The sequence below is a fragment of the Helicobacter sp. 11S02596-1 genome (genome assembly GCF_002272825.1).
Taxonomy (GTDB): domain Bacteria; phylum Campylobacterota; class Campylobacteria; order Campylobacterales; family Helicobacteraceae; genus Helicobacter_J.
In genome coordinates this window covers 12077-27924 of sequence record NZ_MLAM01000007.1, presented here as the reverse complement: position 1 = coordinate 27924, position 15848 = coordinate 12077, and the positions used below count along the sequence as shown (strand labels likewise).

Sequence of the window (15848 nt, the reverse complement as noted above, 5' to 3'; positions counted from 1 at the left end):
TTATGGTCGATCAATTTTTAGCAGATTATGTCAAAAAGATTGTCCAGCGCCCCGATGATGTGCGCATTTCTCTGAATGTGAGCGAAGATGGGTGCAAGGATATTGTCATCCATACTTCTATCATTGATATCGGCAGGGTCATCGGCAAAGATGGCAAGATGATTGGGGCTATCAAGACGTTTATTTCAGGGGCAAAAGCAAAAGACGGCTTTACCTATCGTGTTGTTGTTCAGGCAAATGAAAACACCCAGTGATCCCGCTCCCTCTACCGCCCCAGCTCCTGTTGTGGAGACTCTCATTGAAGTCGGGAAGATTGGCAAAACTATCGGTTTGAATGGTGGTTTGAAGTTCCATCTAACAAGTGATTTTCCCCAAAGCATCCAAGAAAATCTCCAACTCACACTCAAATCACCCTCAAAATACGCTGTCGCTTCACAAATCTCACGTATTTATACGATTAAAAGTTTCAACCCACAAAATTCGGTGATTTTCTTCAAAGAGATACACGATATTAATGCAGCCAAAATGCTTTGCCATTGCATCGCTTATGCGAGCCTAGAGGACACAAAGAAGCATTGCCATTTAGGGACAGATGAATATTTTTGGTTTGATGTGATCGGTTGTGAGGTGCTAGAAGATGATGAGAATCTTGGTGAGGTCCGTGCGATTGAGCGCATTGGGCAAATCGACTATCTATTGGTAACAACTTCTGAAAAACTCCGCTCTCAAGGGCTTGGCAAGACATTTATGATACCCTATATCAAGCAGTTTATCCTCACAACCTCTCTGGAGCAAAAGATCATCCTTACCAAAGGGGCAAAAGCCATTTTAGAGGCAAGTTGATGCGTTTTAGCTTCTTGAGTTTGTTTCCTAGCCTCATCACTTCCTATTTTGAGGACTCTATCCTTAAAAATGCTATCGAAAAAAATCTGATCCAAATCCACACTATCAATTTTAGGGATTATGCAAATGATCGATTCCAAAAAGCCGATTATCCCCAAATTGGCGGCGGGGCGGGGCAGGTTTTGCGACCTGATTTGATTGATTGTGCCATCAGTGAAATTGCCAATCCCAAGCACGTCATCTTCCTAACACCAGCGGGGAAGCCTTTTTGCCAAGCTGATGCGATCCGATTGGCTAAAAAAGAGCATATTGTCTTTGTTTGCGGGCGTTATGAGGGGTTTGATGAGCGCTCCATTGAAATGTGTGCAGATGAGGTATTTTGTATCGGGGATTTTGTTTTGACAGGCGGGGAATTGCCCGCATTGTGCCTGTGTGATAGCATTTCCAGACAGATCGCAGGGGTTTTGGGAAACCCGCAATCTTTAATCGGAGAAAGTTTTGAATCCCATCTATTAGAAGCGCCAAATTTTTCACGAGCAATGGATTTGGAAAAAAAATTCCAAAATTTTCTCCCGCCTTCAGAGTATTCAAAGGGAAATCATAGTAAAATTGCCGACTTAAAAAATAATCTGGCAACTTTGAAGACAAAATATTTCAGACCAGATTTGTATCAAAAATGGAAAGCAATAAAAAGGGTGCATAATGAAAAATAGATATATCGAGAATTTTGAAAAATCCCAAATTGGCGATAAAAAAGTCCCCGTATTTAAAGCCGGCGATACCATCAAACTAGGGATAAAAATCCAAGAAGGCGAAAAAAGCCGTATCCAGTATTTTGAAGGTATCTGCATTTCTATTCGTGGCAATGGCGTAGATAGAACCTTTACCATCAGAAAAATGGGTGCAAACAATATCGGTGTAGAAAAAACTTTCCCGATTTATAGCGAAAGCCTAGAAAGCATTGATGTGCTAAGGATCGGTAGGGTCAGGCGAGCGAAGTTGTATTATTTGCGAGATCGAAAAGGTAAATCTGCAAGGATCAAAGAGCTTAGAAAATAATAAAGCTTTACTTGCGCCCAAAATGCCAGCTTCAGCCAGGTTGCATATCTTTGTAGTTTATCAAAAATCATATCGCGATTGATGGCTCAAAATCTTTGCTGTGGCTTAAATCCGATGTTAAATCACCTCTGCCTATCCCAACTAAAAAATCTTAAAAAATAGCCCTCAAATCCTATATTCTGCAAAATCCACTCTGCTATTATTTTTTAAAATACTATTCTAAGATACCTTGACTATTTCGCCAAATACCCAAACAAAAAACCTTAGAGCCTTGATCTAAAACGAAAAGCTCCCGCCGATTTTGAGGTTTAAATATCTTGGAACTTTATAGCCTTTTGCCTCGCCGATTTTTGTCCCACTCTGCAAGGCAATATCAAACAATCCGAGTATATTAACGCCGCCTGTGAGTATCAAGCCATCTTTTTGGCGGATATCAACCATCGCCCCGGCACGCAAATCAAGGTATTTCAAATCAAATTTTGCCCCACCGCCAATCATCTGGCTTTGTTGTTTTTCATAATTAAAATTCAGCAGTTCATTAGGCAAAATATCCGCATCAAAAGCGAGGGTAAAAAACCGCTCATTATACGCCACACCGACACGATATTGGGGCTTGATGACGATATTCCCCGAGCTGTATTTGAATGTCGGGGAGTTGATATTTTTTGCCACCACGCCAAATGTGAGGTAACGAAACTTCGGGAAATCAATCTCATACATCATCCCCAAATCCACGCCAAACGTATTAGCCAGCTCATAATTCCCACCGCCACTGAGTTTTTTGAGTTCTTTGGGCAAATCGAGATGATTGCTTAGATAAATATCTTGCCTCGCATTGATACCGCTCATATATTTTGCTGCGATACCAAGATTGAGATTAGAATTTTTGAAATAAAAAGTTTTGGCATAACCCAGCGGGATTTCAGAGAGGATAAACGAAGAAGTTACGATTTTATGGGCATCGCCTTGTTGCAGTGCATAGACAATGGAATGCTGTTTATAGTCATCTTCTGTTGTCTCTCCACCCAAACCATTAGGTCCAACCTTGTAATACTTCCCGCCATTTTCAACAATCAAAGCCATACGATTGGGATCAGCATTCAAAGAAACGCCTGCATACAAAGACCCAAAAATCCCCACCGCAAGCGACCCAAACTCCTCACGCACCACCGCAGAAGAGAGCTGGAAAACAATGCCATTTTGGCTGGTGATACTGAGATGATTATCTTTGAGGACATCTTGGAGCGTTTGCATATCTTTCGGGGAAGTAGCGATGTTTGCAAGATCGAGATTAGCAAGTTTATCGATGTTTTTTTGACGATATTGCACGCCAATGCTATAGCCAAATTTCGTTTTATTGTCCGCACTCAAAAGCGCTGGGTTATAATAAAGCCCATAGGGAGAAGCCTTGAGCGCTACACCTGCCCCGCCCATCCCAGCTGAAACATTCCCCATACCTCCAAACTCCAAAGCGTCCAGATTGAGGGCAAAGACAACGCCGGCAAAGAAAAAAATCTTTTTCATTTCGTGTCTCCTTGAATGCGACTCAAAGAAAATATGCCGACTATTTCGCCACCAAAACAGGGATGGGAGAAGAATTGATAAAGCTATTTTGATGGGAATTGAAAATCCGATGCAACAACGAAGATTCGCTTGCCCCAATCACCAACAAATCATATTGATCAGCAATCTCTAAAACAACATCAATCGGATTGCCTGTTTTGAGGATTTTTTGGCAAGCGATACCATCTTTTTGGAATGTCTTTTCAAATTCATCCAAGATTTCATTAGATCTTTCTTTCTCGATGTTTTCGATCGTCCCATAATCAACAATCCCGCTTTCAGCATACACCAACACCTCAGGGGTAACGTGCAAAAGTGTGAGTTCAATCTCGCCTCGATTTGCAAATAAATGAATAATGGTTTTGATCGCCCGCCTACACTCCTCAGTATCGCTCACGCCAAATAATAATTTTGTCATCTTTACATCCTTTCATTCATTGATAAAGTGATTCATTGTATCAGAAAATTCCATAACATAAGGTAAGACCTTGATATCCCCGTGTGCGTGGCTCACTCCCTCGCCCATCAAAGCCACCGCATTACTCCAGCGAATCGCCTCAATCATTCCAGAGCCATATTTCCCGCCATTATAGGGGCAAAACTCCCCATCTTTGTAACTACCCAAAACCATATTGACCCGCCCGCTTTTGAGCTTCAAAGATTCTTTAAGATGGGTGCAAATAGCTTTGGGATAATACGCATTAGCCTTTCTTAGGCGCTCCAAAGCAGGAATAACCATCACGTTTAAAACCAACAAACCACTAAGCGGGTTTCCCGGAAGCCCAAACACAATAGTTTTTCCCAATTTCGCTACCATCAAGGGATGTCCGGGTTTGATATTGATACGATGATAGATGATATTTCCCCCCTGCTCGCACAAGGATTTTTCAAGAAAGTCTGCCTCCCCAGCACTCGCCCCACCGCTCGTAATCACCACATCAAAATCCCCAAAACCAGCCATCGCGCTCGCATATGCCTCCAAAGAATCTTTCAAAACGCCTAAATACACCACCTCGTGCCCATAAGAGCGCAACAACGACACAATGCCCGCCGAATTAGCATTATAAATTTGATGTTCGCCCGCCGTTTCACCCGGCTCGATAATCTCATCACCGGTAGCATAGACCCCGATTTTGAGTTTTTCATAAACACCGATATTCAAAATCCCTTGAGAAGCTATCAAAGCGACCAGCCCGTAAGTGAGTTTTTCTCCTTTTTTGGCAATCAAACTCCCCAAAGATTTTTCCTCACCCTGCAAGCGGATATTTGCCCCTGCCTTAAAGCAATCAGGCAACAAGACAAACTCCCCATCTACTTGTGTGGCATTTTCAAAAGGCACGACGACATCCACGCCTTTTGGGATCATCGCCCCTGTCATTATTTTCACGCAAGTCCCTGGGCTAACCTCGAGATTTGAGACATCCTCTCCTGCTAAAATCTTGCCTACAACCCGAATGTGTTTTCCCAAATCCGAGCTTTTGATGGCATACCCATCCATCGCAGAATTATCAAACGCTGGCAAGGGCTTGCTACAAATAATATCTGTTGCTAAAATCTCCCCGCAAGCCTCATAAATACTCTTTTGGATAATCTCTAATTCCGGGATTGGTAAATCATAATTGAATTTTTGTGCTTCTTGAAATGAAATCTTCCCCATTTTTTTCCTTTAAAACAATCGATTCAGCGCCAAAAAAGCCGCATTTAATTCATTTTTGAAACGCAACATTATCGCTGGGATAACCAAAACAATCACCACCAATGCAATGCCAATCTTGACAGGAAACCCAATCGCCAAGAGATTGAACTGCGGGTGGGTTTTCATAATCATACCAAAAATAATATCGCTCAAAAGTATCAACCCCAACACCGGGAATGCCATCGCAAAACCAATGAGAAACATATTCCCAAATGCCTTGATGAGATAAAGAATCATATCTTGACTCAGCACAAATTCCCCTAAAGGGACACTTGAAAGCGTATGGGCGATAAACAAAAACACAAAATGATGGAAATTCACCGCCAAAGCCAAAACAATCGCAAGCAAGGCAATCACTTGCCCCACGATGGATTTTTGCGCACCTGAAATCGGATCGTAAGCACTTGCCATCGTCAAACCCATCGAAAAACTAATGCTATCAGTTGCCAAAGCGATGGCATTAAAAACAATCTGCAAGACCAGCGAAGCCACAAATCCCAACATCAACTCCATCGCCCCAGCCAAAAGAAAGGTCTCTAATGTGAATGCAAACGGGGTATGCGGGACTATAGGGAAAAACAACAACGCCATAAAAAAACTCAACGCCCCACGCACAGCCACAGGCACAAGCTGATTATCAAAAAATGGAAAAAATGCAAAAATACCCGAAAACCGCAACAACAAAAGCAAAAAAACACCAACATTCCCATCAGTAAGGCTTGCTAAGAGTTCCATCAGACAAAATCCCTAAAAATCGCACCCAAATCTATGCCGTTAATCACGCTTTTGTGGCATTTTTTAAAGATCTCATCTGCACCATTGACAAGTTCAGCACTAGAAATGCCGTGGGCGATAGAAATCCGTGCTTCCAAAAACGCACTCAAATTATCACAAATCTTCAAAAACTCCCCATATACGGGATTGAAACCATCGCTATTGTAGTTTTCCATCAGCTCTACCCCACTATTTGCGACCCGTGTAAAACACTCGACTTTATAGCGATTACTAAATTCATTTTGGGTGAAATAAACAATATCTTCGGCGATATTAGGCGGGACGATCGAAAGGATTTTGGTGCGCACCGCCTGTTCTTCGATCTTTTTGATATGCTCATCAAGCCCGATAACACTGCGTTTGATCGGCGAAATAATATCACGGGTAAGTATCTCTGGGAGATCGTGAAAAAGCCCGCACAAAAAGTGATTGATACGCATTTGCTTGCAAGCCCCCATATCCAAGCTCAAAAGATACGCACTGATAGCCACGCACAGCGTATGCCCCAAAACACTTGTAGCAGGCACTCTTGGGGTCTGACTCCAGCGTTTTTGAAAACGCAATTGCCCAAACATCGTAACAAGTTCAGAGACTTTTTGAAACATCACGATTTTTTGAATCCCGCAGAGATGATAATGCTCCTCGACCTCATCATCAATGATTTTTTTGATATTTTTGACATCATACATATGGGGGTTGAAATGGTAGATAATATCAAATTCCCATTTGGAAGCATAATAATGTGCCGCACGCAAAATCTGGGTTTCAATAGGCGTTTGAGAGGTGCGGAGATAATCTCGCATTGTTTCAAAAAATTCAAATGCACCTAATTCATCTTTGAGGGCGTCCATCACATAAATGGCTAATTCGGTTTGGTGGTGTTTTTGGAGTTCGTGGAAAACGGGCGGTTTGATGTCTGTCAAAACCACACGGGCAAAAAATTCAAAACAAAAATATAAAATCAATTTTTCCCAATCGATCGCAATGCCCCGCTCTTGCTCTTCATAGCGAGCCAATAAATACGCAATAACCATCTTGTGCGCTTGTTTATCGAGCTCAACAAACTCCACCGGGCAGGCTTGATCATTCCACCTGCGTATCGACGCTGCGATAAACAAACGCCGTAAAAGCGAGGATTTTAGTCTTGGTTTTACAAGCTTTGGTTTTGTGTCCTCCATTGGTATGCCCCTATTTTTATGTTTCGTTTTTTTGTTTTATCTTTTGGAAGTTTGCTGGGATTTTACCATAGATTCCCAACCCCAAAAGAAGCATTGGGATTAAGAATAATGTTTTGGGAAAGATTTAGAAATTATAACTCACATACACACTCACCGATCTGCCCGGTGCGGGCTGTCTGCCTACGGGGCTTGTGCCAATACCCCGAAAATAATATTTCATATTAAATATATTATTCATCGCTAAGCTCCCGCTGATACTCTGGCGACCACTTTTCCAAAGTGTGCGACTGACTTGGGCATTCCATACCCAATACCAGGGTAATTTGCCCACACTTTCGGTGCTATTTTCCGCTTTGGTATTGGCAATATCACTATAAGCGGGACTATAATAATAACTTGAAATCCCAAAGCTTGTCTTCCCAAGCGTATAAAGGGCGTCAAATACAAACTGATGGGGTGATACGTAGGGGAGCATTTTTCCTTTTTCTACTTCCTTGTTGTTTGCATCTTTTTTTGTCTTTGCGACCCTAGCATCGGTAAAAGTATAGGCTGCGTGCAACGTCAGATTTTCTATCGGGGAATAATAAAGCTCGAGTTCGACCCCTTGAGAAAGTGCTGAAATAGGATCTTTGATATATTTTGCCTGCCTGTAATTATCTGCAAAAATCGCAAAATAATTCGCATTGAAACTCAAGCTATCATTCAAAAAGTAGCGACCCCCCCCCTCGAGCGTTTGGAAGTTTTGATTATAGTTGGTGCTTGTCCCATTGATATCGCCGGTTTGGGGTGGGATAAAGCTCCGTTGGTAGTTCGCATATACGAGCAAATTTTTGATGGGTTTATAGCCGATATTAATAGCCGGGTTGAATTGGTTATCCAGCCGATGTGCGGTCGTGTCTTCTTTGTTTTGGGCTTTGTTTTGATTGGTCTTTGTATAATTCAAAAGCTCATAGCGAAGCCCCGGAGTGATGGTAAAAAGTCCATCAAGGAAGTTTAGCTCATCGCTGAGATAAAAAGCGGTGTAATTATTATGCAAAACATAAGGTTTTGGATCTGTAACACCCTCTGTTTTAAAATCCGTTTTGTAGCCGTGCCCATAAATATCTTCAGTCAAAAATCTCGCCCCCAAGATAATATGTTGCTTCATCGCCCCGCCAATCATTAGATTGAGCTTAGGTTCGATACCATTAACCACAAACCGACGGACATTATCAGTTACATAAGCTGGAAAAGCACCATAACCTGCAGCGATAGAGTTGTATTTATCACTAATCGTAAAATTTCTCGTCATATCGTGGGTGAAATAGGTTAGCGTGAAATTCCCCCCGATTTTATCCACATCGCCAAAATCGTTATGGTAGCTCACGCCAAATCGCTTCGCCACCCCATCATCGCTGTTATACGGGCGTTTGTTTTGGAATCTATCGGCTTTATAGTCCTCCGTGCTAAGTGAGCCAGGATCTTTGGCAAAATAGCTGTAATATTGATAATACATTTTGATATTGTTGTCAGCATTGATTTTATAGATCGCATCAAGCATATAGTTTTGCACGCTCGTGCCACTATTTTCACGGAAACTCTGCCCGCCGACATAGTTGGCTTGGGCTTGGATACCAAAATGTTCGTTAATCATCCCGCCGGTTTTGAGATAGGTATCAAAGAGCATATTATTAGCAACCGGCTCGCCATTTTTGCGGAAAAAACTCCCGGTATCCTTGCCCCAAAACGTTACCCGCTCCGCAACCTGATTTTCCCACTGCTCGGGGATTTCTTTGGTGATGATATTGATAACACCCCCAAAGGTATTGGGACCATACTGCACGCTAGAACCACCTTTGATGACATCAATGCGATCGACTGCCTGAAAGGTTACGGGGAAAATGGCTAGCTCGAGGTTAGAATAAGGACCGCCATAAATCGGGATACCATCTAGCAAGATAAGTCCGGTATTGCTATGACCATTCCCACCCCCGCCAAAGCCTCTGAAACTAATCTTTGGCAAGATACCCGTCCCACTATAATCACGCACCTGCACGCCCGTAACATTCTGCAGGGCTTCATCAATGCTCTGGTTAGCTGTTTCTTTGAGTTGTTTATTCGAAATCACCGTTCTTGAACCGGTAAAATCCTTAACATCTTCAGAACGCCAGTTTTCTGATGGCACTTTCTCGGCAGAAGCTTCGATTTTTTGTAGTGTAAAATCCTTTATATCTTCAGCTTGTAATAAAAAAGCCAAACTACAAATAATGGCGATTGGTTTTAGTTTCATCGTATTTTTTTCCTTTATATTTTAAATTTAATATTTATAATTCTATAGCATTAGTTTTAATAATGATTCTAGTTTTGATAAAAATCAAAAATCCAGATTCAAGCTAACCCAAAATCGCCTGCCCTCTTGGCTCACGTTATAACGATTCACGATGACATCGTGTTTTTTCTCATCTTTGCCATCCTCTTTGACAAATGTATAATCTTGGAAGTTTTTATCCAATAGATTGTAGATACCCAAGCTCCCCCGAAGATTTTTGCTGATTTGATAGCTTGCCACGAGATCAAAGACCGCATAGGGGTTATAATGCCCGATTGTTTTTTTGATTTCACTCCCTTTCGCCCCGTTGATAACCGCACTGGTAGGCAAAATCGCTCGAGATGATTTGTAATTCCCCATCAGATAAATATCAAAATTTTTATACCCATAATCAAGCTTGGCATAAACTTGGTGTTTGGGCGTATCGACTAAGGGCGAGTTTTTGAATTCCCCTTTGGTGTAGCGACTATCCAAAAATGTATAAGAAGCCTGCAGGGAAAATCCATAAAACTTATGCGTATTCACATAAAGTTCCACGCCTTGCACATAGGCAGCGTCTTGATTGGATTGCATATTGCAGTATTGATAGTTTGAATCGCTACTAAAAGGCACACAAGCGGGATTCTCACTAGGATGGACGACCACTTTGGCAATCTTGTCTTTAAAGTTGTTAAAAAAATATGTCACGCTCGCCTCCCCAAATCTCTCCCAGTCAAACACCGCTGAAAGCTCGTAGTTGATACTATGTTCGGGCTTGAGATGGGGATTGCCGATATAGGGGAATTTTCCTTGTGCGCCATAGCCATTGACACCATTGACAAGGTCATTGATATAAGGGGCTTTGTAGCCTGTAGATATCCCGCCTTTGAGCGTGAGAAACTCAATGGGGGGGGGGGTATAAGCAACATACGCACGAGGAGAGAGATTTGATCCATAGGTTTGGTTGTAATCATATCGCGCCCCAAGTGTTACAGAGAGCGAATTGAGCGGGTCCCATTCATCTTCAACAAACAAAGCGCCGGTATTTTGAGCAAATTCGCTTGGATTCACCAACAAATCGCGCATCCATTGAAACCAATAACGCCCTCCAACACTTAAATTATTGCTATACCAATCATCGCCCAAAGGGGAAACTAGCTTGGTGTCGATGATAACATCACGCCCTTCAAGCTTGCGGTTATCGTAATTTTTTGTAGCTCCGGTATTCCCGATAACACGCCCCTTATTTGCCGTGTCATTGTATTGGATAGAACTTTCCCACTGCCCAAAATCATATTTGCCTTGATGATCTAAGATAATATTTGCCCGTGTGTTGATATAGTCTTTGCGTGCGCTAAGCTCCCCGCCAAGCTGGCCTTTGTCGTTGTTATAATCATCATAAAAATATTGCGCATCAACATAGGTGTAATTTTTGTCATCTATCTGCCAAGCTAATCGCCCGCCAATATCATAGATATTTGCTTTTGTTGGCAAGCCCACATAAACAGGCGTAGCAGGCGTGCGGATCAATGTCTTGCCATTTTTTTGATAAGACACAGAGGTATCCCAAGGCGTGCGGAAATATTCTCGTGTGCGGAGTGAAAAAGCAAGCTTATTTTCCACAATAGGCGCACTCAAATACATATCTTGAGAATATTGCGCCCCAAATTTTTCCATATGCTGGTTTTGCACGCTAGAGATTTGGGCAGCCCCTTCAAAACGCTTCATATTGGGTTTTTTGAGAATGATATTGACAATACCGCCAATCGCATCACTCCCATAAAGCGTGCTCATCGGCCCACGAATAACCTCGATTCTATCAATGGCAGTAGTAGGCGGGATAAAGCTTGAGAAAGCCTGCGACCAGCCGACATTATCTGTGGCGATATTCCCGCCCGCATCTTGCCTATGCCCATCCATCATTATCAATGTATAGTTTGCTGGCATCCCGCGAATGCTGATATTAAGCCCGCCCGTTTTGCCCATCTCTGTGCCAATATCCACACCTGGAACGCCATTGACAGCCCCGGCAATATCAAAAAACTGCTTGTGTAAAAGCGAACTTCCTGTAACAACAGATATGCTCGCAGGTGCATCCCGTAAATCTTGCTCAAATCCGCTCGCTGATACCACCGACTTATCCAAAATATAGGTCTTGGGTTCGTCCTGCTGGGCACTTAGAAAGATTGGCAATGATAACCATAACGTTTTATATAATAAATTTTTCATTGGGTTCTCCTAGAATAAAAACCCAATGTTATGGTAACAATTCTTACAACTAGGTTAAATTATGAAGAAAGTAAGGAGAAATTATAAATAAATTCCGAACACACCGAATAGGTGCGTAGGGAATCTATTTTTTTATGATGTAGGGCACACCATTCACGCCCGCTTGGGCAAGCTCTTTGCCAATGCTAGTGATAGCAGATATATCGACATTCTGGTTGGGTTGGTAAGATTTTTCAAATACGGCTTTGAGGAGGGCAATTTTGTCTTTTTGAGATTTTTTGTTTTTGATATCTTCATAAAAACTTGCGGCTTTCTTGATAGAATCCATCCCCAGCGCACCAACAACGAGCATTTCTACATTTGAATTTTGCAATGTCTCATCAAGTTTTTGGATTTCTTGATAGCAATACGGGCAATTGGGATCGACAACCATATACGTGGTCTTGGATTTATTTTTGCCATCAAGCTTGAGGACATAGTTTTTTTGATATTTTTGAAATAGTTTCAAAACCTGATTGTCCGTGATGGTTTTATTGTGTTTGGTAGCGTCTTGATAAGCCGTTTTGAGGGCATTTTTGAATGCTTCATCACTGGATATGAGGAGTTCTGAAATCCCGATAATGGTTTTGCCATCATCACTTGCTAGCACCGGTATTCGCAAACCATTGGGTTGCTCTAAAGAAACGATTTGAATGCTTTTGATATTGGTAGGTTTGGAATCAACGACTTTGACATCAAGCCCTTCATTATCTTTTATCATCTTTTCTAACTGGGCATTGCTACCCAACAGTATGGAAACACCGAAAAAAAGCGTGCCTAAAAGTAAAACAAAATTCTTCATTATTATCCTTTATTGATTTGATAGGTTTTGGCTAGAACGCCTGAGATAACTCCGCAATCAGTCGAAAATATTCGATTGAGAGATGATTTGAAGCTTAGCTGAACCTATGTTTGTATGATATTGTATTTTGGTAATTATTGGGCTGGCTTTTTTTGGGCTATTTTTTGGCATTTTTTGCAGTTTTTGCCCGAAGATAGCCCTGATCTTTGAGGAGTTCAACAATTTCTTTAAAAATCGGCGCAGCCGTCTGGCTACCATAATAATCCTCGCTCCCGTGCGAGCCAAAAGCCACCACGCCAATGGTATAAACATTTTGATCATCTTTGGCAAAACCAAAAAACGACCCATTATACAGGCTATCATATTTCCCCTCTTTGGCAATCCTTGCCGTGCCCGTTTTCCCGCCTACAATCACGCCGGCAACCTTAGCAGCTTTCCCTGTGCCTGATGTAACGACTTTGATAAGCGTATCTTGCATTTTTTGAGAAGTCAGCGGGGCAATGACACGCTTTTTTGGCGGGAGTTTGGGGATATAAATATCCCCATTGGGGGCGGTGAGATTTTGGGTGAGATGGGGCGTTACCAAATAACCCCCATTAGAAAAAACACTATAAGCGCGCAAAAGCTGGATAAAGGTCGTGCGCAGCCCATACCCATAAGACGCACTGGCTTTATAGATTTCCCCGCTCAAAAGCTTCACGCTAGGGAGCAAGCCATTTTTTTCATAAGGCAAATCAATGCCTGTAAGTTCTGAAAGCCCAAATTGTTTCAAGCCATCATAAAACTCTTTGCCACTGAGGTGCTGGGAGAGCTTGATCATCCCGACATTGCTCGAACGGATGATGACATCTTCGATGATGGGATTTTTTGCCGGGATGGAATCGTCCCTGATGATGTATTTTCCAAGCTTGTAATAACCATTATTGAGGTCAATGCTTTGGAGCGGGTTGATGAGTTTTTTATCCAACAATATCGAATACACAATCGGCTTAATCGTGCTACCGGGTTCAAATGAAACCTCAATGGCATCGACATTTAAATGCGAGTAATCTGTTTTTTTGATATTTTTGGGATCAAAGCGATTGGTTGTCGCCAAAGATAAGATTTCTCCGGTTTTGGGATTGATGATACCCACGACAATTTCATCAGATTTGTATTTGTTTTTGGCTGTATCTAAGATTTCTTCGATTTTTTTTTGCAATTTCAGCGGGATACTCAACGCCACATCAAAGCCATCTTGTCTGGATTTGGACGTGAAACTCTTATTTTCAATCACATTAAAGCCAATATCACGCTTGCCCTCAATCTTGCCATCTTGTTTGGGCGAAAGGATACCATCACGATATTTTTCTACCCCTTTGACACCTTGCGTGATGGTAATCCTGCCTGTCTCGACCTTTTTGGTATAGCCAATCACAGGCTCTAAAATGCTCCCATACGCATAAATCCTACTGATACCACTCACCTCAATGCCAAGCCCCATTTTTTGCACAATGCGCCCGCTTTTGTCCTCATATTCCCTAAAAACATCATAGCTTAAAAGCTTGCTATTGAGTTGCCTAAGATTTGCAGCTGTATTAGGGCTAATCGTATAAGAAATCACGATATAGCCCTTTTGAGAGATTTTTTCACGGATGGTTTGTTTGGGGATATTGCTATAGATAGAAAATAGATTTACAAAAAGTTGTTTTTTGTCCGGGTCGATAGATTCGGTATTGACACTGACTTTATAGAGCTTTTTGCTAGCAGCGAGATTGAAACCATCTTGGCTATATATCGAACCCCTCACAGCGACATCGGTTTTGGAAACCACGAGAGTAGGTATCTTTCTTGGGATGATGATCTTGGTATAAACGATGGAAAAAAAGATAAGAAAACACAAAATCAAGATAATGAATATAACAAGTATTTTTTCTGTTTTCTTCGGGGTTTCTTCCATTTAAAAATTGTTTCGCATTTAAAAGTTTTTTTGCATTTAAAATTATCTTACATTTACGTCTGATTTTATATCTAAAATTTCTCGCATTTAGATGTTAGATTTGGGTTCTCAAAATCTCTTTATATGCGCTGATGGCTTTGTTGCGAACCTCAAGCATTAGTTTCATACTGGTTTCAGCTTTGCCAATAGCAATAGCAGCTTGATGGAGATCTTTTACTTGCCCGCTAGCCATATCTGCTAGGGCTTTATCAGAGCTTTCTTGGGCGAGATTGAGCTCATCAATGGATTTCTTAAGGATTTCAGAAAATGCACCCTTTTCGCCCTGCTCCCCTTTTATCTTGGCATTTGAGACTGAAGCGTTGCCTGAAAGGGGCTTGGTAAGACCGATATCGTTTTTGATATTTTCCATATTTGATTCCTTATTTACCTATCAGATTTCTCAAGCTTGCAACATCACGATGGCATTATTTGCCATATTCTTTGCACTCTGGAAAGCTGCGACATTTGCCTGATACGCCCGTGTTGCCTCGATCAAATCCGCCATCTCCACGACAGGATTGACATTGGGATAAGCGACATAACCCTCAGCATTCGCATCAGGATGGCTCGGATCGTATTTCATCAAAGGCTCTCGGTCGTCCCTGACGATTTTATCGACATACACACTCATTATAGCAGGTTTTGGCAACTTCCCAAAATCGCCTTCATCAAGCGGGTCTTCATACTCGGCGAGATAATTATCTTTGGCAAGCTTTTCATTCAATGTTTTGTTAAAATCAAATGCCTTAAATACCACTTCTTGCCTGCGATAAGGTCCGCCCTCATCGGTTCGGGTGGTGTTGGCATTGGCAATATTTGAAGAAATCACATTCACACGAAATCGTTGCGCAGAAAGCCCATAACCGCTAATATCAAAACTAGATAAAAACATCAAATCCTCCTAAAGCCTTTATAAATTCTTGCCTGAATCAATCGCATACGCAAAGATTCCCTTATGTTTCTTCAATGCCGTCGTGAGTGCTTGATACATCACGCTGTTTTTTCCCATCTCGCTGGTCTCAACATCAAGATCAACGCTGTTGCCATCATTTCTTGCCAAATGCCCATCACGAAAAAACATCGCCGGCTGGTTTTCTTCAAAACTTCTGCCTTTGAGATGTTTGGGCGAAGTCCGTGCGACTTTTAGCTCCAAATCAGGGAGATGATCAAATGCTTTGGCTTCTTCTTTAGCCAAATACGTTTCAAAATCGACATCTTTGGGGCGATAAAACGGCGTATCCACATTGGCGATATTGCTCGCAATCATATCTTGGCGGATAGAGCGGTAATCAAGGGCTTGATAAACGAGAGGGTATGCCTTGGAAGATTCAAAATATGCCAAACTCATCGGTAAAACTCCAAAAATTCATCTCAAATTATTTGAGACTTATTGGCATAAA

16 protein-coding genes are annotated in these 15848 nt (G+C 41.9%); 4 read left to right on the top strand and 12 right to left on the bottom strand.

What is annotated here, in order from left to right; all coding sequences use genetic code 11:
* Nucleotides 1-2: 2 nt before the first annotated feature.
* From BJI48_RS05325 to rplS, 4 genes are read left to right on the top strand one after another with little or no spacing between them, the layout of a single operon-like run.
* Nucleotides 3-254, top strand: a complete 252-nt coding sequence (locus tag BJI48_RS05325) for a KH domain-containing protein (protein ID WP_095332894.1) — start codon at nucleotides 3-5, stop codon at nucleotides 252-254.
* On the top strand, nucleotides 238-843 hold the full coding sequence (rimM, locus tag BJI48_RS05320; protein WP_095332696.1) for a ribosome maturation factor RimM: 606 nt from the start codon (nucleotides 238-240) through the stop codon (nucleotides 841-843). The genes BJI48_RS05325 and rimM overlap by 17 nt, the downstream gene beginning before the upstream one ends.
* The gene (gene trmD / locus BJI48_RS05315; protein WP_095332694.1) at nucleotides 843-1556 is read left to right on the top strand and encodes a tRNA (guanosine(37)-N1)-methyltransferase TrmD; all 714 of its coding nucleotides are present in this window, start codon (nucleotides 843-845) and stop codon (nucleotides 1554-1556) included. The genes rimM and trmD overlap by 1 nt, the downstream gene beginning before the upstream one ends.
* A complete protein-coding gene (gene rplS / locus BJI48_RS05310; protein ID WP_095332692.1) occupies nucleotides 1546-1902 on the top strand; it encodes a 50S ribosomal protein L19 in 357 nt (118 codons plus the stop codon). The genes trmD and rplS overlap by 11 nt, the downstream gene beginning before the upstream one ends.
* A 276-nt stretch (nucleotides 1903-2178) precedes the next feature.
* Here the strand turns inward: rplS and traF are convergent, their stop codons facing one another.
* The 12 genes from traF to flgB form a co-directional block, all read right to left on the bottom strand.
* Nucleotides 2179-3426 (bottom strand): conjugal transfer protein TraF, encoded by a 1248-nt coding sequence (traF, locus tag BJI48_RS05305; RefSeq protein WP_095332690.1) that lies wholly within the window; start codon nucleotides 3424-3426, stop codon nucleotides 2179-2181.
* Between the two features lie 40 nt (nucleotides 3427-3466).
* A complete protein-coding gene (locus tag BJI48_RS05300; RefSeq protein ID WP_095332688.1) occupies nucleotides 3467-3883 on the bottom strand; it encodes a universal stress protein in 417 nt (138 codons plus the stop codon).
* A 12-nt stretch (nucleotides 3884-3895) separates the two neighbouring features.
* On the bottom strand, nucleotides 3896-5122 hold the full coding sequence (locus BJI48_RS05295; RefSeq protein ID WP_095332686.1) for a molybdopterin molybdotransferase MoeA: 1227 nt from the start codon (nucleotides 5120-5122) through the stop codon (nucleotides 3896-3898).
* A gap of 9 nt (nucleotides 5123-5131) precedes the next feature.
* Entirely contained in the window at nucleotides 5132-5896 is a 765-nt protein-coding gene (fliR, locus tag BJI48_RS05290) for a flagellar biosynthetic protein FliR (protein WP_095332684.1), read from the bottom strand.
* Nucleotides 5896-7113, bottom strand: a complete 1218-nt coding sequence (locus BJI48_RS05285; RefSeq protein WP_095332682.1) for an HD domain-containing protein — start codon at nucleotides 7111-7113, stop codon at nucleotides 5896-5898. Before BJI48_RS05285 ends, fliR begins: the two co-directional genes overlap by 1 nt.
* Nucleotides 7114-7237: 124 nt before the next feature.
* Nucleotides 7238-9382 (bottom strand): TonB-dependent receptor, encoded by a 2145-nt coding sequence (locus BJI48_RS05280; RefSeq protein WP_095332680.1) that lies wholly within the window; start codon nucleotides 9380-9382, stop codon nucleotides 7238-7240.
* A gap of 84 nt (nucleotides 9383-9466) precedes the next feature.
* Entirely contained in the window at nucleotides 9467-11629 is a 2163-nt protein-coding gene (locus tag BJI48_RS05275) for a TonB-dependent receptor (RefSeq protein WP_095332678.1), read from the bottom strand.
* A gap of 124 nt (nucleotides 11630-11753) precedes the next feature.
* A complete protein-coding gene (locus BJI48_RS05270) occupies nucleotides 11754-12470 on the bottom strand; it encodes a hypothetical protein (protein WP_095332676.1) in 717 nt (238 codons plus the stop codon).
* A gap of 157 nt (nucleotides 12471-12627) precedes the next feature.
* Complete coding sequence (locus tag BJI48_RS05265) at nucleotides 12628-14409, bottom strand: penicillin-binding protein 2 (protein WP_095332674.1); 1782 nt, start codon at nucleotides 14407-14409, stop codon at nucleotides 12628-12630.
* 94 nt (nucleotides 14410-14503) lie between these two features.
* Nucleotides 14504-14818 (bottom strand): flagellar hook-basal body complex protein FliE, encoded by a 315-nt coding sequence (gene fliE, locus BJI48_RS05260; protein WP_095332672.1) that lies wholly within the window; start codon nucleotides 14816-14818, stop codon nucleotides 14504-14506.
* A 30-nt stretch (nucleotides 14819-14848) separates the two neighbouring features.
* Nucleotides 14849-15340, bottom strand: a complete 492-nt coding sequence (gene flgC, locus BJI48_RS05255) for a flagellar basal body rod protein FlgC (protein ID WP_095332670.1) — start codon at nucleotides 15338-15340, stop codon at nucleotides 14849-14851.
* A gap of 18 nt (nucleotides 15341-15358) precedes the next feature.
* Nucleotides 15359-15796, bottom strand: a complete 438-nt coding sequence (gene flgB / locus BJI48_RS05250) for a flagellar basal body rod protein FlgB (protein WP_095332668.1) — start codon at nucleotides 15794-15796, stop codon at nucleotides 15359-15361.
* Between the last annotated feature and the right edge of the window lie 52 nt (nucleotides 15797-15848).